This is a genomic window from Streptomyces sp. Edi2 (assembly GCF_040253635.1).
Lineage (GTDB): Bacteria > Actinomycetota > Actinomycetes > Streptomycetales > Streptomycetaceae > Streptomyces.
The window spans coordinates 64,590-86,031 of record NZ_JBEJGX010000002.1; the positions used below are offsets into that span (position 1 = coordinate 64,590).

At 71.4% G+C, this 21,442-nt stretch carries 20 protein-coding genes; 18 read left to right on the forward strand and 2 right to left on the reverse strand.

Going from position 1 to position 21,442, the window contains the following annotated elements; translation table 11 throughout:
• Positions 1-35: 35 nt before the first annotated feature.
• Positions 36-1,388 carry a DUF2637 domain-containing protein gene (locus ABR737_RS02145; RefSeq protein WP_350248453.1) on the forward strand — a complete coding sequence of 451 codons (1,353 nt, stop codon included), beginning with the start codon at positions 36-38 and terminating at the stop codon, positions 1,386-1,388.
• A gap of 114 nt (positions 1,389-1,502) precedes the next feature.
• Positions 1,503-1,868 carry a hypothetical protein gene (locus tag ABR737_RS02150; protein ID WP_350248454.1) on the forward strand — a complete coding sequence of 122 codons (366 nt, stop codon included), beginning with the start codon at positions 1,503-1,505 and terminating at the stop codon, positions 1,866-1,868.
• A gap of 526 nt (positions 1,869-2,394) precedes the next feature.
• Here the strand turns inward: ABR737_RS02150 and ABR737_RS02155 are convergent.
• Complete coding sequence (locus ABR737_RS02155) at positions 2,395-2,967, reverse strand: hypothetical protein (RefSeq protein WP_350248455.1); 573 nt, start codon at positions 2,965-2,967, stop codon at positions 2,395-2,397.
• Positions 2,968-3,304: 337 nt separating this feature from the next.
• Here ABR737_RS02155 and ABR737_RS02160 point away from each other — a divergent pair, with 337 nt between their 5' ends.
• The 11 genes from ABR737_RS02160 to ABR737_RS02210 all read left to right on the forward strand — a co-directional run bounded on the left by ABR737_RS02160 (position 3,305) and on the right by ABR737_RS02210 (position 17,457).
• Positions 3,305-5,233, forward strand: coding sequence for a hypothetical protein (locus tag ABR737_RS02160; protein WP_350248456.1), 1,929 nt, complete (start codon positions 3,305-3,307; stop codon positions 5,231-5,233).
• Between the two features lie 232 nt (positions 5,234-5,465).
• Positions 5,466-6,503, forward strand: a complete 1,038-nt coding sequence (locus ABR737_RS02165) for a conjugal transfer protein (protein WP_350248457.1) — start codon at positions 5,466-5,468, stop codon at positions 6,501-6,503.
• Between the two features lie 93 nt (positions 6,504-6,596).
• Entirely contained in the window at positions 6,597-6,827 is a 231-nt protein-coding gene (locus ABR737_RS02170; protein ID WP_328973556.1) for a hypothetical protein, read from the forward strand.
• A gap of 10 nt (positions 6,828-6,837) precedes the next feature.
• A complete protein-coding gene (locus ABR737_RS02175) occupies positions 6,838-7,425 on the forward strand; it encodes a hypothetical protein (RefSeq protein ID WP_328973555.1) in 588 nt (195 codons plus the stop codon).
• Positions 7,425-8,249 carry a cell division protein FtsK gene (locus ABR737_RS02180; protein WP_350248458.1) on the forward strand — a complete coding sequence of 275 codons (825 nt, stop codon included), beginning with the start codon at positions 7,425-7,427 and terminating at the stop codon, positions 8,247-8,249. The genes ABR737_RS02175 and ABR737_RS02180 overlap by 1 nt, the downstream gene beginning before the upstream one ends.
• Entirely contained in the window at positions 8,246-9,091 is an 846-nt protein-coding gene (locus tag ABR737_RS02185) for a hypothetical protein (protein WP_350248459.1), read from the forward strand. Before ABR737_RS02180 ends, ABR737_RS02185 begins: the two co-directional genes overlap by 4 nt.
• Complete coding sequence (locus ABR737_RS02190; protein WP_350248460.1) at positions 9,088-11,688, forward strand: ATP-binding protein; 2,601 nt, start codon at positions 9,088-9,090, stop codon at positions 11,686-11,688. The genes ABR737_RS02185 and ABR737_RS02190 overlap by 4 nt, the downstream gene beginning before the upstream one ends.
• Positions 11,689-11,850: 162 nt before the next feature.
• On the forward strand, positions 11,851-13,878 hold the full coding sequence (locus ABR737_RS02195) for a hypothetical protein (RefSeq protein ID WP_350248461.1): 2,028 nt from the start codon (positions 11,851-11,853) through the stop codon (positions 13,876-13,878).
• 142 nt (positions 13,879-14,020) lie between these two features.
• Positions 14,021-14,842: a hypothetical protein gene (locus ABR737_RS02200; RefSeq protein ID WP_350248462.1), complete on the forward strand. Its 822-nt coding sequence runs from the start codon at positions 14,021-14,023 to the stop codon at positions 14,840-14,842.
• Between the two features lie 2 nt (positions 14,843-14,844).
• Positions 14,845-16,038, forward strand: coding sequence for a C40 family peptidase (locus ABR737_RS02205; RefSeq protein ID WP_350248463.1), 1,194 nt, complete (start codon positions 14,845-14,847; stop codon positions 16,036-16,038).
• Between the two features lie 144 nt (positions 16,039-16,182).
• Entirely contained in the window at positions 16,183-17,457 is a 1,275-nt protein-coding gene (locus ABR737_RS02210; RefSeq protein ID WP_350248464.1) for an MFS transporter, read from the forward strand.
• Between the two features lie 108 nt (positions 17,458-17,565).
• Here the strand turns inward: ABR737_RS02210 and ABR737_RS02215 are convergent, their stop codons facing one another.
• Entirely contained in the window at positions 17,566-17,841 is a 276-nt protein-coding gene (locus ABR737_RS02215; protein ID WP_350248465.1) for a hypothetical protein, read from the reverse strand.
• A 249-nt stretch (positions 17,842-18,090) separates the two neighbouring features.
• On the opposite strand from ABR737_RS02215, the gene ABR737_RS02220 reads away from it, so the two are divergent.
• From ABR737_RS02220 to ABR737_RS02240, 5 genes are all read left to right on the forward strand, one after another.
• Entirely contained in the window at positions 18,091-18,933 is an 843-nt protein-coding gene (locus tag ABR737_RS02220; RefSeq protein ID WP_350248466.1) for a hypothetical protein, read from the forward strand.
• Between the two features lie 101 nt (positions 18,934-19,034).
• On the forward strand, positions 19,035-19,370 hold the full coding sequence (locus ABR737_RS02225; protein ID WP_350248467.1) for an SH3 domain-containing protein: 336 nt from the start codon (positions 19,035-19,037) through the stop codon (positions 19,368-19,370).
• Between the two features lie 131 nt (positions 19,371-19,501).
• Positions 19,502-20,332, forward strand: coding sequence for a tryptophan synthase subunit alpha (gene trpA, locus ABR737_RS02230; protein ID WP_350248468.1), 831 nt, complete (start codon positions 19,502-19,504; stop codon positions 20,330-20,332).
• A gap of 57 nt (positions 20,333-20,389) precedes the next feature.
• Complete coding sequence (locus tag ABR737_RS02235) at positions 20,390-21,142, forward strand: HNH endonuclease family protein (RefSeq protein WP_350248469.1); 753 nt, start codon at positions 20,390-20,392, stop codon at positions 21,140-21,142.
• A gap of 17 nt (positions 21,143-21,159) precedes the next feature.
• On the forward strand, positions 21,160-21,384 hold the full coding sequence (locus tag ABR737_RS02240) for a hypothetical protein (RefSeq protein WP_350248470.1): 225 nt from the start codon (positions 21,160-21,162) through the stop codon (positions 21,382-21,384).
• The last annotated feature ends 58 nt before the right edge of the window (positions 21,385-21,442 follow it).

Genomic DNA, 21,442 nt, shown 5'->3' on the forward strand with positions numbered 1-21,442 from the left:
GCACGCTTCCCAGAATCGGATCAAGGGAGTGGGAAGTGGAGCGCAGCGCAGGGCGCATCAGCCTGAGTCGAACCCAGCGCGGCTTGATTGCCGTGGTGGTGTCGGGAGCGGTGGTGATCGCGGCGATCGGATTTGCAGGTTCGTACACGGCCGTGCGGGACCTCGCGGTCCGCAAGGGTTTTGGCTCCTTCGCCACGGTCTTCCCGATCGGGGTCGACGCCGGCATCGCCGTACTCCTGGCCCTGGATCTTCTGCTGACCTGGCTTCGCATCCCGTTCCCAATGCTCCGCCAAGCGGCCTGGCTCCTGACCGCGGCGACGATTGGGTTCAATGCTGTGGCTGCATGGCCGGACCCAGTAGGTGTCGGCATGCACGGCGTGATCCCCATCCTCTTCGTGGTGACGGTCGAGGCGGCCCGGCACGCTGTCGGTCGACTGGCGGCGATCACCGCGGACCGGCACATGGAAGGGGTCCGGCTCTGGCGGTGGCTGCTCGCCCCGCTGCCTACTTTCCGGCTCTGGCGCCGGATGATGCTCTGGGAGATCCGGAAGTACGACGACGTAATCCAGGCCGAGCAACAGCGACTCGTGTACCAGGCCCGGCTGCGAGGTCGCTACGGGCGAGGTTGGCGCTGGAAGGCCCCGGTGGAGGATCTCCTTCCCTTGCGCATCGCGCGCTTTGGAGTGCCGCTTGAGGCGGCGAGCCACCCCCGGGCACGTGACCCGGAAGTGGGGACGATTCGGCCGCAGGAACTGGAGAAGCACAACGTGCCAGGCCCCGGCGACCAGAACGATCACGCAGTAGGACCAGAGCACGCGGGAGGCTTCGAGCTGCCAGATGCGGGGTCTTCTGAGCCAGACGCCAGCCGGGACGAGCGAGACCCCATCGGAGGAGTCGCTGCCGAAGCCCCGCCGGAGCCAGGTCCGTCGGCGTCCGTCGCTCCCGCCTCACGGCAGGGGGACAGCGAGGCGGAGCCGGGATGGAGCACGCCAGGCCCTGGAGATCCGGCGGGTGATGAGGATCCTGGCGACGCACCGACCGACGTCCCGATCGCAGGGAGGACGGAGGAAGAGCCCACTGTCCCGACCTCGGGGGAGGACGGAGTCCCAGAAGCTGCAGACGCTGCACCTGAGATAGAGGGTGGCGGCGCGGCGGGGAATCTCGAGCCCGCCGAGCACGAGCTGGCTGTTGCGCGGTTGAAGTCGAATGCGGCTGCTGTCCGCTATGCGATGAGGGTCCTCGACTCCACGCACACACCGACCGTGGTGGACTGGCTTGCTGCTCACGGTCGTGAGGTGAACCGCGGACAGGCGCACCGGATCACACGGGACGAGGAGGAGCGACTGCAGGGGGCTCAGCGGCTCGCCGTGGTGAAGGGTGCCTCGTAGCCGCTGGTGTTCGCCCCACGGATGGGGGCGCCATCTTCCACCCGAACGGAGAAGGCGGCCTCCGAGGTCGGGTCTCTCGTAGGGTGGCGATCTGATCTTTACGGGGGAACAACCATGATGGACAACAATGCGCCGGCGACAGCGCGGCGAGGCGGCTCGGTCCGCAACACTCCGGCGCGGGTCAGTATTTGGTCCGCAGCTCTGGGCGTCGCTCTCATAGTGGCGATCTTCGCCACGCCCATGTTCTGGCTTATGTATGGGCAGTACTACACCTTCGCCATGTTCATGTTCGGCGTGGTCGCCATCCCCGCCGGCCATCTCGGCCGACGGCGCGGCAAGCGTCTTGATGGTCGGGATCGCGGGTTGGCGCTTGTCGGCATTCTGACTGGCTGGCTGCTGCTCCTCGTCGTGGCCCTGCTGGTGCTGGCTTACGGTGGGCTGATCATCGGACTGGCGTTCCTATTCGGCTCCGCCCGCTGAGCGCAGGGCACCCGATCCCAGACGGCCTGCGGCTCCGCCAGCCAGGCCGCGCTCCTCGCAGAGCGCTCCGTTCGACCTCGTTCGATTCTTCGTCAGGAGCGATCCTAAGCGTCGGCCGTCAGGGCCCGGCAACGGCGGCGAATGTGACCGAGACCTATAGATGGCGGATGGGGCGCAGTAGTTGGCGGATCTTGAGACTCGAACGAAGGCCAACGCGCCCACCTGCGGCAATGCACTCATGCTCGGAGCCAGTGGTGGTGTGATCCGCCAACTATCACCCTCAAGATCCGCCAAGTAGGTTTCTCGGCACCACTCTGACCTGCACCGGAGCAACGATGATCCGCCATCTATAGGTCTCAGTCACAGCGAACGCGAGAATCACCGCCTCGTGAAGCGCCCACACGTGCGCGAGCGCGCGAGCACTGCATGCGTGGCTCGCAGAGCCGGTGAGCCAGCGGCGCCTGGAGGCTGTGCATCGCGGTCAGGGTGCAGTGCCACACCGGAGCGGGGAGTGGCGTGCGGAGGCTCAGCGAGCGGGGTGAGCGGCGCGACGGCCGATGGTCTCCATGATCTCGCTGAGGATTCCGAAGATCGCCGATGCTTCCCGGGCGCCCTCGCCGCGGTCAGTCAGGGCTCGGCGTACGTTGCGTCGGGCCTTGGGGTGTCCGGCCTGGGTCTGAAGGGCTGCCGCCACCGCTGTCTCGAGGTCGTTGATGCGCTCGATCTGCTGCTCGGCGTCGGCGAGGTCGTTGGCGGTCTCGGGCCCGCGGTTCAGGCGCGCGTTCGCGGATGCAGTCGCGTCGATCGTCGTGAGGGCGCCGGATCGGCCGTGGATCAGGTTCGAGAGGACTGGCCGGCCTTGGCCGTCGCGGAGTTCGACGGGACAGCGGTCGATGGCGTGCAGGACCAGCAGCGTGGACAGGTCGAGCAGACCGGACGCGCCGTATGGCTTCAGGCGAATCATGAGCGCTTGCGCGTCAGCCCAGTCGCCGGGCGCGCTTGATGCACGGCTTCGGGAGTAGCTGTCGGCCTGCCGCTCCAGCATCGACCAGTAGGCAGGGGTCCCGGCTACCGGGCCGGCGGGTGAAGTGGGGTGCATGCTCCGACGGTATCGGCTCGGGGTACGGCACCTGTGCTGGGCCAGAACTCCGGCGCAGCCAGACGTGGTTGAGCGGCGCTCCGTGCTGTCTGCAACTCCGATCGCGGGGTGTCATCGGCGGTGGCGCTCCCTGAACCCAACGGCCGGCGCCCTGCCGAGGGCAGGCCCGTAGCGGCCACGGGTGAACAGCGCCGCTGCTCCTGGCAGTTCGCCGCGGTGCGGTAATCCGTTTTCGCGGACTCTGTCCACAGGCCGATCTTTCTACGTTCGCTCTTGATCGTTCTTCCGCGTGCTGCGGGAGCCGGGAGGGAGCTGAGCGTGGAAGGGGAAGTGGCCCGTGGCGCAGACGAAGTTTGACAAGCAGGTCGAGGAAGGCCTGGAGCAAGGGGTCATGGTCTTCGGCCGGTTCATCAGCGGGGCCCCGCTGGACGGTGAGCCACGACCACCGGGCAGCCTGCCGCGCTGGGGGGTCGCCCTGCTGAGAGTGGTCCTCCTCGCGTGGGCGGGCTGGGCTGCGTGGATGTGGTGGGGGATCAAGGACCACGACCGTGTGATCCGTGTGTCGATCGTCGCCGCGGCGGTGGCGGTCCCGATCGTGGTGATCGCCGCGATACGCGGGCGCGGCCGGCGAAACCACATGCGGGCCCTGGTGATTCCGATGTCCATGGCGCTCAAGGACCTGCTGTCCGAGTGGGACGACCATCAACGGCTGCGTGCCCTGAACATCCCCATCGACCGGTCGTTCGTCGCGGTGCGGCTGCCGGACGGCTGGCACGATCCGGGTGGCTTCAAGGACCAGATGCGTGAGCTGATCCAGGACCGGATGGGCGGGCAGTGGGCGGGGGAGTGGAATCTCAAGAACCACCCGTTCAACGTGGTGTTCACCCCGCAGAAGCCGAAGCCGAAGCTCGAGCCGCCGGAGAAGGTGGACTTCTTCAGCGACATCGTGCAGAAGGCGATCGCCGCATGTGAGCCCGGCCAGCTCGTGCTGGGCATCGACGAACGCCAGCGCCCGGTAATCAAGGAAATGACCGGCGAAACCGCGATGTGGGCGCTTTCGGTGGGTTCCGGCGGTGGTAAATCCTCGTTCCTCCAGATGATTATCACGCAGTTGGTACGGCAGCGGGCCACCGTCATCGGCATCGACGTGAAGATGGCGAGTATCAACTGCTTCGAGGGCGTCGAGGGAGTTCACCTCTACACCGACCCGGGAAATATCGGGGACATGCGGTCCGCGATTTCCTGGGCCGCCCGTGAGGTGGAAGCCCGGAACTACGTGAAGAAGGGCAACCCGCGGAAGAACTTCGACCGCCTCACCCTCATTCTCGAAGAGGGCAACGAATTCGGCGACGCGTCGAAAGAGTGGTGGAACGAGAACAAGGAAAAGGGCGATCCGGCCAGTGACCCCATCTGGGGCGACATCGCGTCCATCATGCGCATGGGCCGGCACGTCAACGTGACGATCATCGGCGTCTTCCAGGACCTGCGCGAGGCCGCGGTCGGCTCCCGGGGTCTGCGGAACATGTTCCGAATGATCCTTATGGGTAATTACAACGCCAACCAGTGGAAGATGATCGTCAACACCACTCCCGTGCCGGAGAGCGTCGACCGCGCGGGCCGCATGATGATCATCGAGGGCAACCGGCGGGTGTGGATCCAGGTCCCGTACGCGGACCCGGAGGACTTCCGCACGCACAGCATGGAACTGCGTGCCCAGCGCGGATACAGCACGGAGGACCTGTACGGTGCTCCGCCGGCGCGCAGCCCTCAGCGGCTGCCGTCCCTGCTGCAGGAGTCCAGGCCGCTGTTCACCAAGGAAGCCAACTCGCCTGATCAGCAGGCCATAGCGGCAGATGAGGAGAGCGGTGGAGAACGGCCGGCGGTGAGCATGGTCAAGGACGATCCGCTGGTGCTGGAGGGCGACGCGGCGTCGCCGGCCGTCGTGGAGGAGCCGGAGGAGGACGTCGAGCTGCTGCCGCTGGCGGAGATATCCCGGCGGCTGGCCGAGGAGGGGATCGAGGTCAGTGCCGAGCTGATGCGCCAGCACAAGCGGCGCCGCAGCAACTTCCCGGGCGGACGTCTCGTCGACGGCAAGGAGCTGTTCGCTCTGGCCGACCTCGCCGACTACTACCGGCCCGACGAGGACGAGGAGGAGGCCGGGGAGTCCGGCGATCCCGCCGACCTCGACCAGGACGAGCAGGACGCTGAGGACGGCGCCGTCGACGACGAGGAGGACGACGAGGAGGACGAGGACCGCCACGGCTGACCTGCCGGGCACAGAGGCACCGATGGGGGCCACGGGATTTCCCGTGGCCCCCATTTTTTGTGCCCTCGCCCTCCGCCGAACCGTGGGGCGCCGAATCGCCGGAACTTATCCACAGGCCAACGATTCTACGTTTTCCGTGTGAGCTTTCCGCAAAATGCGTGAGGCCGCATGGCACCCCGCCATGCCCTTATGCGCGGAGGTCGGTTATTGGGAATTGGCCGAGGAGTACGGGATGAGTGCGCTGCGGAAGATGCTGAATCTTCCACCGAAAGAGCCCAAGGGCGGTGATGAGGGAATCACCGCTGTCGCGGACGCCTCGGTGGAGGCGCCTTCGCCAGAGGCGGGGGAGGGGAGGGGGACGCGAGCGCCGGCCGCGCTGGGCTGGGCGGAAGAGGAGGAGTCCTCGGGACGCTCGGCCGCCCGCAAGGCGGGACGGGTCGCGATCTGGCTGGTCATCGGCCTGGCCGCGTTCACCGGCGTCCGCACGTGGATCTTCCCCACGAAGCCGCCGGCGCCCGTCGAGCAGGCGGACCCGCAGGCCGAGGCCAGGAAGAACAACGTGCCCGAAGCCGAGGCGCAGCAGGTCGCGGCCCGTTTCGCCCGCAGTTACATGAACTGGAACGCGCAGGAACCCGACGCGCGTGCCAAGGAACTTGAGGCGGACCTGGCCAAGGGCATCGACCCGAAGCTCGGGTGGAACGGCTCCGGCGTCCAGCTGGTCGCGCAGACCATCCCGGGCACCGTGACCCAGGTCGGCGGCAAGCGGGCCCGGGTGCGGGTCGACGTGCGGGTCAGCACGGTGACCGGCAGCGGCAAGAACCAGCGGACCGCGACGAGTTGGCGCGGTCTGGAGGTGCCGGTCGCCCAGGGCGAGGGCCGGGTCGTGGTCACCGGACAGCCCGCGATGGTCGGCATGCCGACCGCCGCCGGCTACAAGGCACCGGAGGGGCCCGAGGCCGACACCCAGCTCGCGGGCACGACCCGCGAGACGGTCAAGGACTTCCTCAAGTCATGGGCCCTGGGCAGCGAGGACCAGGCGGCCGCACCCGGCGCGGACATCGAGCCGCTCGGCTCCGGCCTCGCGCTCGACACCCTCGATTCCTGGGTCGTGGACGCCGGCACCGGCGACAAGCGGTCCGGCACGGCGACGGTGCGCTGGAAGCTCGGCGGCGCCCAGATCCAGCAGACCTACCAGATCACCCTCACCAAGGTCTCGGCCAGCAGCGCAAGTCGCTGGCAGGTCGAGGCGGTCAACGCCAAGACCGCGTAGCGGCCCGCCCCCTTCACGCGGCGGCTGCCGCGGGCCCGCCGTACGGCCGGCCCTTCAACACCCTTCCCATCAAACCCAAGGAGTGGATTCCCCATGGGCGGAGACAACGCGCTCGTTTCCTGGATTCTCGCGGTCGTCGGCTCCCTGTTCGTCGCCGTGCTCGCCGTTCGCGGCTTCGGGCACTGGGCGAAAAAGGAGTGGGGCGCGCTGATCACCCACATGGTCGGCGGCGCCGTCGTCGCCGTGATGGTGTTCACGCCGACCCAGGCCGTCACGATCCTCAAGTTCATCGGCGCCAAGATCGCCACCGTCTTCACGGGCTGAGGCGGCGACGATGCGAACCTCCAGCACCTACACCCGGCACTGGGATCTCGAAACCCGGCAGCACGAATTGCTTGGCCTTGACCTGGGCGAAGGCCTGCCGCGCACCACGTTGAAGTACGGCGCGGTGATGTTCCCCATCTGGTGGGGCACCTGGCTGCTGCTCTTCGGGATGCCCCTGAAGCCGCTGATCCCGGTCTTCCTCCTGCCGCCGCTGTTCTTCACCTACTACGGGGCGAAACGTTCCACCACCTACTGGCGGCGCACCAACCTCCTGATCTGGGGGGTGCGGCTGAACTTCCTCAACCACGGGGTGCGCCCGGTCATCGGCCGCGGCCGCATCCCCGCCCCGAAGGTCGGCCTGCGGCTACGCACCCAGCGCCTGGCCGAACGGGCCCCGCAGCTGGCCGAGATGCCGGCGTTCTCCACCTACTTCACCACCGACGGCGACCACCCGGATGCCGCCGAGTCCTGCGGCAAGCCCGCCCACCTGCGGCCCCGCCTGCGCATGTACGGCCCCGACGCCGTCGCCAAGGCCCGCACCAAGACCGCCAAGCGGCGCCGCGGCACCGCTCGGCCCGCACCGAAGGGCAGCAGCTGATGAGCACCCAGACCTCCATCCCGATCCAGGCCCTGCGCAACTCGCTGCGCCTCACGGACCCCCACACCCTGACCGCCCTGAACTCCGCCCGCACTCCGCTGCTCGGTCTCGCCGACCGCGACCGGCCCGTCCACCTGCCGCCCGGCGCCGAGCACGCCCTGGTCGCCACCGGCGCCGGCGGCGGCACCACCACCCTGCTGCGCTCCCTGACCGCGCAGGCCCTGGCGCTGGGCGCGAGCGTCGACCTCATCGACCCGGGCGGCGCCGGCCACCAGTGGGCCCGCGACCTGCCCGGAGTGCGCTACCTGTCGCGGATCGCGGAGATCCACGACCACCTCCTGATCAACGTGGCCGCCCTGCAGGACGGCACCACTGCCTGGGACGGCAGTTGGCGCGGCCGCCGCGTCATGGTCATCGAGCACCTGGGCACCGTCGCGTACGGGCTGCGCGAGTACTGGTCCCAGACCCGCCCGGAAACCCAGCTGGAGGAGGCCCCGGGCGTCGAGGCCCTCGGCGTCCTGCTCGCCGCCGGCCCCGGCTTCGGCATCCAGGTCTTTGCCGGCAATCCGCGCGTGGGCCTGCCCGGCCTGGGCGCTGTCCCCGTCAAGGACGTCTTCCCCACCCGGGTCCTGGCCTACGGCGGCGCCGCGCTGTGGCAGCGCGTCGCCCCCGAGGTGTGGTCCATCCCGCCGTACTCCCTCATCCCGGGCCGCATGCATGTGGTCGCCGAGCAGAAGTCGACCGCCTTCCAGGCGCTGTACCTCAGCGACGTCGAAGCCCGCGCCCTGGCCCGCGGCGTCATCGAGACGGGTGAGGCGGCATGAAGCTCTTTTCCCGGCGCCGGCCCGCCCCGCCGAGCCCGCCGCGCCTGCCCGCACGCGAAGTTGACCTCACCCACGGGGTGGGACAGGCGGCGGCCCGGCTGAGCGAGCACCCGCTGATCGGCGTCGACGCCGAGGGCGCCGCCGTCCACCTCACCCCGCGCGACGGGCACGTCCTGGCGGTGGCCCCGCCCGGCATGGGCGCCACCGAACTGCTGCGCAGCCTCGGCGCGCAGGCCCTGGCCGCCGGCCAGCAGGTGGACATCCTCGACGTCCACCACCACGCACACGCCTGGGCCCGCGGCCTGGAGCACGTGACGTACGTGGACGAGCCCGACCAGCTGCACCGGCACCTGATCGGCCTGGCTCACCAGGCCCGCGGCCGCGCCGAGAAGGGCCAGTTGGGGCCACGGCGGCTGCTGTTGGTGGAGAACGACGGAACCACCCAGGTGCTGCTGGACCACCAGGCGGACCCGCGGCCCAACGGCGTGGCCCTGGACGCGCTCACCGCGGTCCTGGCCCACGGTCGGCTGGCCGGCATCCAGGTCGTCCTCGCCTGCCGGGAGCTCCCCGGCCCGCTCTCCGGCCTGGCCCGGGACCTGTTCTCCACCCGCCTGCTCATCGAGCCGAGCGAGCGGACCTGGCTCAGGGCCGGGCTCTCCGACCGGATCCGCCCGCGCAGCACCGGGTTCCACCCCGGCCTGTGGCACCACCTCACCCGCGACGGCACCCACCGCCTTGTCCAGGCCGCCCGGATCAGTGACGACGCCACCGCCGCCGACTTCGCCCGCCGTACCCCCGACCAGCGCGCCGCCGCCCGTTCCACGAAGGAGTCCCACCGATGAGCACCAGCAGCAAGGCGGCGAAGAAGTCCGCGAGCAAGTTCGGCCGACTCCTCGGCCTGGGTGCCGAACGCCTCATGAAGGAGCCGCAGTTGGTGGCCATCGCCGACGGCCTGGTCGTCACCGACGTCGGCGCCGAGGCGTGGTTCACCCTGTCCGCCTCCAACACGGACCTGATGCCGGAGGACCGCCAGGACATGGAGCAGGACGCGGCCGCGCTCGCGCTCGCCAAGACCTTGCCCGGCTACGACTGCCACCTCAAGGTGATCTGGGCGCGCCTGGACGGCGAGGACTACCGCGAGGAAGCCCGCAAGATCTTCTCCGCCGGGGACGTCGAGGCGGTCGCCGACATGTGGGCCCGCCGCCTGGACACCCTGGACCTGCCGCAGCGGCACCTCCTGCTCGGTATACGCCTCGTCGAGCGGGACTCCGCGGCCAACGCCGTCGTCAAGAACGGTGTGACCGGCGCGCTCGGCGTGGGCCACACCGGCCTGGACGAGGCCGAACTCGCCCACCTCGACGGCCTCGCCCGCCGCATGGAGCGCCGCCTGGAAGCCACCCCCTGGCGCGCGCGGATCGCTCCGGCCGAGCTGCTGGCCTGGGCCGTTTCCCGAGAGAGCTTCCGCCCGCAGCCCGCCCCGCCGCACCTGCCCACCATCAGCGGCGCCTCCCTGGTCCGCCTGACCCAGTCCAAGGCCATTCCGCACGCCGACCACGTGCGCATGATGGACGCCCGCGGCGAGACCGCAGCCTGGGTCAGCGTCCTGGCGATGCCGGCCTTCCCGGAGGAGCTGATCACCCCCGGCGAGCAGGAGTGGCTGCGCTGCCTCTCGGAGATCAGCTACACCCACCCGGAGACCGGCGACGACGCGCTGGTGTGCCCCGAGGCGAGCGTGCGCTTCTCGGTGTGGCAGAAGGGCCACGCGATCAAGGCCGTGGACAAGCAGCGCCAGTTGGCCAAGGAGCAGCGCCGCAGCGCAGCCGAAGGGTCGGCCGGCGAGACGTTCGCGGAGACCGAAGAGACCGAGCGGGTGATGGAGGACCTGCGCCGGCAGATGTCCCGCGACGGCATGACCCTCCTGGAGGACCACCCCCGCATCATCGTCTCCTCCACCGAGTCCCTCGAGGACCTGCGCGCCCGTACCGACGCGGTCACCTCGCACTACGCGGGCCTGTCCATCGACGTCACGGTCGCCTCCGAGGAGCAGCGCGAGCTGTGGCTGGAGGCGCAGATCGGCGACATGCTGCGGGTGCTGGACCTCGGGCACATCCGCACCACCGACGCGCTCGCCGCTTCGATGTTCTGGGGCGGCTCGGAGGCCGGCGACGACGAGGGCCCGATCGCCGGGCTGCTGACCGGCACCACGCCGGGCGTCTGCCGCATCGACATCACTGCAGGCAGCGCGCGCGGTGACGCCACGACGACGGCGTTCGTCGGACGGTCCGGGCGCGGCAAGACGACCAGCATGATGCTCGCGACGCTGATCGCCGGCCTCAAGGGTGCGTTCAGTTTGATGTTGGGCTTCAAGGGCGATGAAGGCGGCCTGGTGAAGGCCGGCGAGTACCTCGGGCTGGACTCGCATCACGTCACCTGCGGCGTCGAAACCCCGGCCGTCGCCGATGTCTTCCGGCTCCTGCCCAAGGGCGATGCCGCGCTCCAGGTCGTCTCCCAGCTGCTGATCATCCTGCCGGAGCGGATGCGGGACGCCGGCGTCGAGACGCACCTGCTGCGGGCCTGCAACGCCATCGCCCAGCACGACGACGCCGCGACCTGGCGGGTGGTCGAGTACCTGCAGGCCAGCAGCGACCCGCTCGCCATCGAAGCCGGCGACGCGCTGTCGGAGCTGTCCCAGACTCAGCTCGGCGCCCCGCTGCTCGGCAACCCGCACGACGGTGCCTCGCCGCTGCGCCCGGAGCCGGGCCTGTGGCTGGTCCAGGTGCCCGGTCTGACGATGCCGCAAGCCGGCACCCGCCCGGGGGAGATGACCATGACCGAGCGGGTCTCCCTGGCGCTGATGCGCGGCCTGATTGCCTACGCGTTGAACACCTCCGCCCGCGCTGACCTGCGAAATCTCCCCAAGGTCGTGGCGATTCCCGAGGTGCACGTTCTCACCGGGACAGACGACGGCCGGCGGTTCATCGACTACATCGCCCGTACCGGACGAGCCCTGGACACCTCTTTGGCGATCGACACCCAGGACCCCAAGTCGCTGCTCGGCATGGACGGTGTTCTGGAGGCGATTACGACGGTTTGTGCCTTCGAGCAGAGCACCCGCTCCCAGCAGGACGCGATGGCCGAACTGCTGCGCCTGCCCGTCTCGGACAGCACCCGCGCCCTGATCCACGGCGTCGGCAAGGACGCCCACGGCGACATCCGCCACGGCCACTGCATCGTCAGGGACCGCCGCGACCGGGTCGCCACCATGCAGTGGGACGCCCCCTCCTACGAGCTGCTGCGCGCGTTGTCCACCAACCCGAAGGACCAGGCCGAGGACCGCGAGAGCGCCCTTCAGGACGCCATGCCCCAGGACGAGTTCACCGGCACGGAATCCGCGGACTCTGTCCACAACCCGCCGCAGGAAGGGTCGGAAGCCGCATGACCCCCACCCGCAGCGGGCCGGCCGACGCCGCCTGCCAACCCATGGAGGCAGCCGTGATTTCACGACAGCGCACCCAGACCGGCCCGGTCGCGGACTGCGCGGCGCCCGGCGCACCCAGCGCCGGCGCCCAGCGGCGGCGGCCGACGTCCGGGAGTCGATGACATGAAGGACTTGCTGAAACGATTCCGCTACGCGGCCATCCGCCTCTGGGTCGCCCTGCCGCGGCTGCGCACCCTGCTGATCCCCACGGCCGGCATCCTGGCCACCCTCGGTGTCCTCGCTCCTGCCGCGGCCGCCGACGGCACCGACGACTACAAGCCCGGCGGCATCGGCGACATGATGCCCAGCCCCTTCAAACCCCCGGGCCAGGGCACCCTGTTCGAGACGTACAGCCCCGAGGTGTACCAACTCGACAAGCAGTTGAGCGACGACCTGACCGGCGGCGACCTGATCGACGGCTGGCTGCACGGGTTCGGGAACATGCTCATGCAGGTCCTGACCCTGGTCGGACGGGCTGCGGTAGTGGTGGTCGGCTGGTGCTTCAACGTCGTCTCCCTCCCGGAAGTCGAAGGTGCCATCTCCAAGGCGATCGGCGCCGCGGCCGGCCCGATGATGACGACGTTCCTGCCGACCGCCGTCGCCGTCGGCGGCTTCGTCGCCTGGGCGAAGAAGTCGGAGTCCTCGCCGCTGGGGCAGCTCGCCTGGGTGGCCGCGTCCGCGGCCATCGCCACCACCTTCCTCGTCGCCCCGGCCACCTGGGTTAAAGGGGTCGATAACGGGCGCCAGTTGGGCGCCTCGGTCGCCATGACCACGATCGGTGCGGGCCTGTCCGGCAGCGACGACGCGGCGATGCCGTTCAAGACGCCCGAGCCGAAGTGGTCGGGCAACGAGAAGGACAACACGGTCAGGCGCGCCGCCGACGCGGTGTGGCGAACATATGTGGCAACACCGTGGTGCATTGCGGATCTTGGGTCCGTCAAGGCGTGCCAGCGGTGGGGCAACGAGGTCGTCAAGCGCGGCACGGACATGGACGACCGCGAGGACTACCTCTCTTCCACCCTGAACACCGACACCATCGGCAGCGAGGCCGTCGAATGGCGCCAGGGCCATACCCCCGGCGGGCGGATCGGTGTCCTCATCGCCGGCATCATCAGCTGCGTCATCTTCAGCGCCCTCGCCCTGACCTTGGCTTTCACCACATTGGCCAGTCTCATCGGCGCACTGATGCTGCTGGTGTGCGGCGTGGCCTTCGCGACCCTCTGGTGCATTCCAGGAAAGCCGCGCCAGTGGGGGGTTCAGTGGTTCGAGATGCTGATCGGCCTGGTCATGGTCTCGTTCACCGCGACCATGCTCCTCGGCTCGGTCATGGTGGTCTGCGTGGCGATGATGTCGCTGCTGCCGACCTACGGCTGGCTCATGGTCTCCGCCCTCAACATCTGCGCCGCCGCGATGGCCTTCAAGGTCAAGGGCCGCCTGGACGGCATCGTGAGCGCCGGCGGCGCCCAGATGGCGGGCCGCGGCGTGCTCTCCACCCTGGGCCGGATGGGCTCCGCGCGCCGCCTGCGCAGCGCGATCCGAGGCCGCGGCCGCGGAGGCTTCGGTGACATGGACCGGCACCCCGCCCCCGACTCCCGCGGCGGGCGCGGCGGCAACCGCGACGATGACTCGGGAAGCGCTTCGTCCAACACCGGCGACGTGCGCAGCCGCCCCAGCCGCACCATTCCGCCGCCGCCGAGCTACCCGCCCACCGCGCACCGGCCCGCAGGAGGACCGGGCACCCCGGGCCTGCCCGGGGCACCGACGGGACCCACCGGCCCCGCCGGCAGCGGACCCGGCTCACCCGGCGGACGCCGCACCCGGCCCAGCACCGGGCCGCGCCCCGGACCGCGGCGGCCGACCGGCCCCGGCCGCACCGGAGCGGGAGGGACCACCGCGGGCGGCTACACCGTGCGGCCCGGCGCGCCCCGGCGCACCGGAGTCCCGCCGGCCAACCCCTCCCACCGGCCCACCACCATCCAGGGCACCGTCATCAACCGGCCGGCGGCCAACCCGACCGGGGCCAGGTTCCGTACGTACCCGCCGCCGCCCACCCCGCGGCCGCCGCGTACGCCCGGCCGTCCGCCCGGTGGCGGGGCCCTGCCGGCCAGCGGCACCCGCAACGGGCCGCCCCGACCGCGCGGGAGTTCCTGAGCCCGCCTGACCAAGGGCCCCAGGCCCGCCACCTCTTCACCCGCACGAGATCCCCAGCGGTCCGGCCGCAGCAGCGGCCGGACCGCCCCGGGGCCATCTCGGCATGCCCGCATACCCCCGCGCCGCCCGTACGGAGCCCCCTGTGACGCACGAGAAAGACCCTCACACCTCCGAGTCCCCCTCCGCCTCTCCCGGCCGCAAGTCCGGGCGGGCGCCGGTGCCGCAGACCCCCGCCGAATGGCGCGAGCTGCTGCGCAGGGAAGAACTCCCGCCCGAGATCACCGAGTTGCGCGGCCGTAAGCGCCGCAAGGCCAAGCGGCGGTGGCACTCGGCACGCCGCGACGAGCGCGCCGAGTGGATACGCGAGGAGCGCAAGAAGACCCCAACCCCCGCCGTCGTCCCGGTCATCGCCCTGGTGGTGGCCGCGGCCGTGGCCGGTGCCGCCTGGCTGTGGCCCCACGACGGCGGGGATGGCGCCAAGCCGAAGGCGAGCCCGACCGTGGTGGCTCCCGAGGAGCCGGCCAGCACTTCGCCCACGCCGGCCGCCAGCGCGCCCGCCGTGGCCGACAAGCCCGAGGCCGTCGCCAAGGCGTTCGTCACCGCCTACACCGCCCGCCGCCCGGTCCAGGACGGCAGCCACAAGGCGGCCGTCGAACGGGCCGCGCCGTACGCCTCCGCCCCGCTGGTGCAGAACCTCAAAGCACACGACGACCGCGACTTCAACGAGCTGGTCGCCGCGCAGGCCACCGAGGCCAAGCCCACCAAGGTCGACATCGGGCAGCCCAGCGCGAAGGACCGGCCCGCCCCGGACACCTCGGTCCGCGTCTACCTGCAGGCCGACGTCGAGCTCACGGTCACGGCGACCGAGCCCTACAGCTACAGCCGCCACCTGACCATCGAGGTCGCGCGCGCCGACGCCGCCTCGCACTGGATGGTCACCCGCGTCCTCGGGCTGAAGGAGTAGCCGTGGACCAGCGGGATGTGATGCGCGGCGCCCTGAAGGCCTCCGGCGTCGTCAAGAAGGGCGCGCAGCTCAAGTTCGGGGCCATCGCCCTCGTCGTCTTCTTCATCGGGCTGATCTTGCTCGGCATGTTCTTCCCCGCCGGGCAGGCGACTGCCTCCGACTGCGAGGACACCGGCCCCGGCACCGCGGACGCCTCCGCCTCCTCCGACGCGGGCGGCTCCGGCACGGCCTCCGGCACGCTCCACGAGCAGCAGGTCTCCTACGCCAAGACCATCGACAAGGAGGTCCAGAAGGCCAAGCTCCCCGGCCGCGCCACCCTCATCGCGCTCATGACCGCGATGCAGGAGAGCACGATGCAGAACCTTGATCACGGGGACCGTGACTCGGTGGGGCTGTTCCAGCAGCGGCCCTCCATGAACTGGGGCACCAAGCAGCAGATCATGACGCCGAGCTTCGCGGCCGACAGCTTTCTGCTGGGCCGCGGCGGCAACGAAGGCCTCGTCGACATCAAGGGGTGGGACAAGCTGCCGCTCGGCACGGCCGCGCAGAAGGTCCAGAAGTCCGCCCACCCCGAGCTGTATGCCGGACACGAGACGGCGATGCGCAAGCTCGCCAAGGACGCCGGCATCGACCTCGAGCGCGGCGGCTCCAGCACCGGATCCGGCTCCTCGAACTCAGGGGACGACGGAAAGCCCGTCACCAGCGAGAACAACGGCTGCGGCGTGGCGAAGCCGGGCACCGGTGGGGCCGGCGGCAGCGCGGGCGGCAAGTTCACCGACGGCAAGCAGACCTGGGACCTGAAGAACCCTCGCTCGGTGGACGAGGCGATCGCCTGGGCCAAGAAGCACTCCGGTTCGGGCTCCTCCGCCGACTGGTATCAGCGCTGCCTGGCCTTCACCGCGATCGTCTACGGCTGGCAGTTCTCCGGTGTCGACTACGCCATCGACCACTACAGCGTCGTGCCGAAGTCCATGCAGCACGACGGCGACCGGCATCCCCCCGCGGGCGCCCTCATGTACTGGGACACCGGCCACAGGGCGGGGCACATCGCCGTCTATCTGGGCAACGGCAAGGTCGCGAGCAACGACATCCTCCGGCCGGGCTACATCGACGTCGTCGACGCCGAGCTCTTCGAGACCAAGTGGGGCGCCAAGTACATCGGTTGGACCCCGCCCGTCTTCCCCCGGGCCGGATAGGCGCCTCCTGCGATCACCGAACGCCGGCCGCCCGCCAGCAGTCCTCCAGCGGCGTCGTCCCGACCCACCCGGCGGGACGACGCCCCTCCTCCCGCGCGGCCGCCGCGCACCCTGACGGCGTACGACACCAAGGATCGCTCTCCCATGACCATCAGCCCCCTCCTGCACCGCCCTCGCAGACGGCCCGCCCCCGAACCGTCGCGCTACCGCGACGTCCTGGCCCTCCCGAACGTCACCCGCCTCCTGGCCGGCGCGGTCATCGGCCACCTCCCCGTCGCCATGGCACCGCTCGCGATCCTGATCGCCGTACGGGCGGACGGCGGCAGCCTGCGCCTGGCCGGAATCCTCGCCGCCGTCTACGGACTGGCGGCCGCGATCGGGCAGCCCCTGTGGGGACGCCTCCTGGACCGGCATGGCCACCGCGTCGCGATCGGCGCCACCGCCCTGGCCTCGACCACGGCCTTCCTCGCGCTCGCCCTCCTCAGCCCGGCCGGCCATCCCGCACCGGCCGCGGTCATCGCCGCGGCCGCGGGCCTGTGCACCCCACCTCTGGAGGCGGCGCTGCGCGTCCTGTGGCCGCACGTCGTGGAGAGCCCGCAGCACCGCCGGGCCGCGCTCGCGCTCGACGCCTGCGCCCAGGAACTCGTCTTCATCGGCGGCCCGCTCCTGGTCCTGGGCCTCGACGCCGTGACGGGCACCGTCCTCGTGCTCACCGCCACCGCCGCGATCGGCCTCGGCGGATCCGCACTGTTCCTGTCCGCGCCGCCCACCCGCACCTGGCAGCCGGTCCCCACCCGCACCCACTGGCTCGGACCGATACGTGTCCCCGGCCTGCGCGCCCTGGCCGCCGCGCTGTTCGGCGCGGGCATCACCCTGGGCGCGCTGAACGTGGTGGCGCTCGCGGCAGGGGAGCGCCACCACGCCGGCTACCTGTCGACGATGATCCCCGCCGCGCTCGCCGTCGGCAGTCTGACGGGCGGGCTGCTCTTCGGCCGCCGCACCTGGCCCGGCTCCCCGGCCCGCCAACTCCTGCTCATCGGCGCCGGATTCCTGCTCGGCTCGCTGCCGATGCTCGCCGATCCCGCTCCGCCGCTGGCCATCGCGGCCGCCGTCCTGCCCGGCCTGTTCCTCGCGCCGCTCCTGGTCACCGGCTTCCACGCACTCGACGTTCTCGTCCCGCGCAGCACCCTCGCCGAGGCATCCGCCTGGCTGATCGCCTGTCTCGGCCTGGGACAGGCCGCCGGCACCGCGCTTGCGGGCCTCGTACCCTCCACCGCCCCCGCAGGGACCGCCGCCGTCGCGGCCGCCGGCGCCGCGCTCGGCCTGTTCCTGCTGCTGGTCACCCGCCGCCACCTCACCCTGCAGACACCGAAGGGCGTGCGGCGCGGATCAGCCGAGCCGCTGACCGGATCGAGATGAACCCGGGCATTCGGCCCCGCCCGCGGCGGATCCGCGGCTACCGTGGCACCGAGAGCCCGGCGCGCATCCCCCCGTGTGTGCGCCGGGCCCTGCACTGCCCGCACCAGCTCACCGCGCGCCCCGCCTGGCCGCCCACCCGGGATCGTGCCGCGGCGGCTCCACCCGCTGTTCCTCCTGCCAGGAGCGGATATTGCGCACGCTCTGGCGGGGGTGCGAGACGAGCCGGACCGCCAGCGCGAGGGCGAGCACCGGCTGCGCAGCCCACCATGCCGCCGTGCCCATCTCCTGACGCTGAGCCCAGTGCGCCGCCCGCCGGGCCGGCCGCCAGCACCTGATCAGGTAGCCCAGCACCGAGCCGGCCGCGAGGGCGATCACGAGGGTCATCCGCCCATGCTCGCAGCCCCGATGGTGCGCACGGACCAGACCCGCACCCGGCGCGCCAACCGCCGCGGCCCGGCGCGCAGTTCTTTATCCACAGGAACCGCTGAGCGAGGCGGTTGAGGTCCGGAAATCGCCGGACTCTGTCCACAGGCCACCAAATCCAAGATCAGTTCACCAGCAGGTACTTCGCCCCGGCGCAGCGTGCGCTGACCGGCCGAGCCTGCCGTGTACCAGTGGAGGCTGATCTCACCCATGCGTAAGACCCGACCGCGCCTGCTGCGCCGCGTCGTGGCGACCGCCGCGCTCGTCGCCGCCGCGGGGGCCGTGGCCACCCCGGCAGCCCTCGCCGCCAGTTCCCCCTCGCCGCAGCCGTCCGCCTCGGCGGCCGACGAGGCGTCGCTGGCGCTGAAGGTCGAGGTGTCGGCGAAGTCCGGCTCCCCGAGCCCGGGGCCGACCGGGGAGCCGGGCACCGACCCGACGACCCCGCCGACGACGGACCCCACCGGCCCGCCGACCACCGATCCGACGGAGCCGGGGACCGATCCCACGACCCCGCCGACGACCGACCCGACGACTCCGCCGACGACGGATCCCACAACGCCGCCGACCACGGACCCGACCCATCCTCCGACCACCGACCCGACGACCCCGCCGACGACGGATCCCACAACGCCGCCGACGACCGATCCAACCGATCCTCCGACGACCGACCCGACGGATCCGCCGACGACGGATCCCACGACCCCGCCGACCACGGACCCGACCGGTCCTCCGACGACCGACCCGGGCACCGACCCGACCACCAAGCCGTCCCCGGATCCGACCTCGGGTAGCGGCGGCTCCGACAAGGGCGATTCGGGCAAGGGCGGTTCCGACAAGGGCAGCTCGCACGACTCGCCCAAGGGAGGCACCACCGAGCAGATCAGCGCCAGCGACACCGTCACGCCCGCCGGGAGCCTCGCGCACACCGGCGCCGACGGGAACACGGCACTGGCCCTGACCGCCGGCGGCCTGCTCGCCGCGGGCCTGGCGACCGTGGGTGCCGTCGGCTACGGCAAGCGCCGCACCGGCCGGCACGCCGCCGACAAGGCCTGACGGCATCCCGTCGGGGCGCCCCGTGGCGTCCCGGCCCCGGTGGCCCGCGCCCTGGCGGGCCACCGGACCCATCCACCACTCCTGAAGGGACCTTGAAGGCCATGGCCGCACTCAAGCGCTTCGCCACCGTCGCCCTTTCCGTCTCCCTGCTCGCCGGCGGTGCCGCCGCGCTCGCGCCGACCGCGTCGGCCGCCAGCGACTGCTCCACCTACGACCAGAGCGGGGAAGTAGACGGCAACGGGATCAACTTCCGTACTGGGCCGTCGACTTCATACAAGTCGAAGGGTCTGGTCTACAACGCGGACCAGTTGGCCCTCTACTGCAAGAGCGGCTCCTGGTACAAGGCCAAGCTCAAGACGCGCTCCAAGGGCGGGCTGCCGGCTGGCACGTACGGCTGGATCCGCCAGGACATGATCAAGTTCCACCTCGCCGGATAGTCCCGGCTCCTCCCCGGCCGCCGCGCTCCCACGCGGCGGCCGGGGGCAGCCCCTGTGGACCCCGCGCGCACCCCTTCGCCGCGGGATCGCGGGCCCCCTCACCCCCACGCCCTGCGAAAGGCGCCCCCGTCATGACCACGCTGACCCCTGCCGCCACCGGGCTCACCGCACTGCTCGCCCACCGCCAACGACCGGCCCTCGGCGCGTTCCTGCCCGCCGGCTTCCCCAACTGGACGGCCGGGATCGAGGCCCTGCGCGCGTTCACCCGCCACGGCGCCGACTTCCTCGAAGTCGGCGTCCCGCACCACACCCCCAGCCTCGACGGCCCGGACATCGCCGCCGCCTACACCCAGGCTTTGGGCCAGGGCGCACGCATGGCCCACGTCTTCTCCACCATCCGCCTCGCCGCCTCCAGCACCGCCGTCCCCGTGGTCGCCATGAGCTACTGGGCCCCCGTCCTCGACTTCGGCGTGACCCGCTTCGCCCAGGACCTCGCCCAGGCCGGGGCCGCCGGCGCGATGATCCCCGACCTTCCCGTCGCCGAGGCCGACGAGTGGACCGACGCCGCCCGACAAGCCGGACTGCACACCCCGCAGTTCGCGCCGCGCAGCGCCGACGACGATCAGCTGGCCGCCATCACCGCGGCCGCCTCCGGCTGGATCTACGCCCCGGCAGCCGCCACCCCCACCGGCTACCAGGGAGATCTCGACCTGCCCGCGCTCGACGCCTTCACCACCCGGCTCCGGGCACACACCTCCCTGCCCGTGGTCGGCGGCATCGGCATCTCCACCCCGCAACGCGCCGCCCAGGTCGCCCCGTACGTCGACGGCGTCGTGATCGGCTCCCCGCTGGTCCGGCCGCTGCTCGAGGGCCCCGCCGGCCTCGACGGCGCCGTGGAGCAGGTCAGGGCCTTCGCCCACGCCCTGCACACGCCTGCCCGTCCCCACCCGCTCTCTGCGTGATCATCAAGGGGCGCCGCGGCCGCGGCGCCCACCGCATCAAGAAGAGGTACCGCCGAGTTGAACCTCACCACCCGCCGGACGGCGCTGGCCGGTCTCGTCCTGGCCGCCACGCTCACCGGCTGCTCCGCCCTCGCCGACCCGAGCGCCGGCGACAACGCGAAGGCGCCCGCCGCAGGTCCGGCGGCGGCCGGCACCGCCCAGCACGCCCTGGCCCAGCTCGCGGTCAAAGGCCCGGCCCCGATGACCGGATACGACCGCGAGGCCAAGTTCGGACCGGCCTGGTCGGACTCCACCACCGCGCCCGGGGCACAGAATTCGTGCGATACCCGAAACGACGTTCTCCGCCGCGACCTGCAGCACATCACCTTCAAGGGGACCTCCCGGTGCGTGGTGGCCACCGGCACCCTCGCCGACCCCTACACCGGCAAGACCATCCACTTCGTGCGCGGCCCGCAGAGCGCCCAGGTCCAGATCGACCACGTCGTCGCGCTCGGCGCCAGCTGGCGCGTGGGTGCGGCCCAACTCACCCAGCAGCAACGGGCGGCCCTCGGAAACGACCCGGAAAACCTGATTGCGGCCTCGGGACCGGCGAACGCCGCGAAGTCCGACGGTGACGCCGCCACCTGGCTGCCGGCCAACAAGAGCTTCCGCTGCACGTACGTCGCACGGCAGATCGCCGTCAAGGCCAAGTACCGGCTGTGGGTCACCCCGCCGGAGAAGGCGGCCATGACCCGCATCCTGGCCGGCTGCCCCGACCAGCCGCTTCCCACCGACTCCAGCAGCGGCGTCGTCCTGCCGGACCTGAAGTAACCAGGAGAGCCGTGCCCATGCACACCCAGAACCGCATCCCGCCGCGCCGGACCGAGGCAGCCGTACGCAGGCCCCGGCCCGCGCCGCTGTCCCCGCCGCCCGAATGGCAGGCCCAGCGCCTGTTCGTGGAGCCGCACTACCTCAGCCCGCCGGACGACGACCCCGACGACGCCTACGACGTCGCTGTCCCGGCCCCCGCCCAGCCGCCGTCGTTCCGCCCGCGCCGCCCCTACCGGCCCTGACCGCCCCACTGAAGTCGCCGATCGGGGAGCCGCGCCACCCGGGCCCGGCTCCCTGGCC

Bases quoted from the DNA above. Each gene is read 5' to 3' on its own strand.
- ABR737_RS02150 (WP_350248454.1), top strand. From the start codon at position 1,503: ATGATGGACAACAATGCGCCGGCGACAGCGCGGCGAGGCGGCTCGGTC.
- ABR737_RS02155 (WP_350248455.1), bottom strand. From the start codon at position 2,967: ATGCACCCCACTTCACCCGCCGGCCCGGTAGCCGGGACCCCTGCCTAC.
- ABR737_RS02165 (WP_350248457.1), top strand. From the start codon at position 5,466: ATGAGTGCGCTGCGGAAGATGCTGAATCTTCCACCGAAAGAGCCCAAG.
- ABR737_RS02170 (WP_328973556.1), top strand. From the start codon at position 6,597: ATGGGCGGAGACAACGCGCTCGTTTCCTGGATTCTCGCGGTCGTCGGC.
- ABR737_RS02175 (WP_328973555.1), top strand. From the start codon at position 6,838: ATGCGAACCTCCAGCACCTACACCCGGCACTGGGATCTCGAAACCCGG.
- ABR737_RS02180 (WP_350248458.1), top strand. From the start codon at position 7,425: ATGAGCACCCAGACCTCCATCCCGATCCAGGCCCTGCGCAACTCGCTG.
- ABR737_RS02185 (WP_350248459.1), top strand. From the start codon at position 8,246: ATGAAGCTCTTTTCCCGGCGCCGGCCCGCCCCGCCGAGCCCGCCGCGC.
- ABR737_RS02190 (WP_350248460.1), top strand. From the start codon at position 9,088: ATGAGCACCAGCAGCAAGGCGGCGAAGAAGTCCGCGAGCAAGTTCGGC.
- ABR737_RS02195 (WP_350248461.1), top strand. From the start codon at position 11,851: ATGAAGGACTTGCTGAAACGATTCCGCTACGCGGCCATCCGCCTCTGG.
- ABR737_RS02210 (WP_350248464.1), top strand. From the start codon at position 16,183: ATGACCATCAGCCCCCTCCTGCACCGCCCTCGCAGACGGCCCGCCCCC.
- ABR737_RS02215 (WP_350248465.1), bottom strand. From the start codon at position 17,841: ATGACCCTCGTGATCGCCCTCGCGGCCGGCTCGGTGCTGGGCTACCTG.
- ABR737_RS02220 (WP_350248466.1), top strand. From the start codon at position 18,091: ATGCGTAAGACCCGACCGCGCCTGCTGCGCCGCGTCGTGGCGACCGCC.
- ABR737_RS02225 (WP_350248467.1), top strand. From the start codon at position 19,035: ATGGCCGCACTCAAGCGCTTCGCCACCGTCGCCCTTTCCGTCTCCCTG.
- trpA (WP_350248468.1), top strand. From the start codon at position 19,502: ATGACCACGCTGACCCCTGCCGCCACCGGGCTCACCGCACTGCTCGCC.
- ABR737_RS02240 (WP_350248470.1), top strand. From the start codon at position 21,160: ATGCACACCCAGAACCGCATCCCGCCGCGCCGGACCGAGGCAGCCGTA.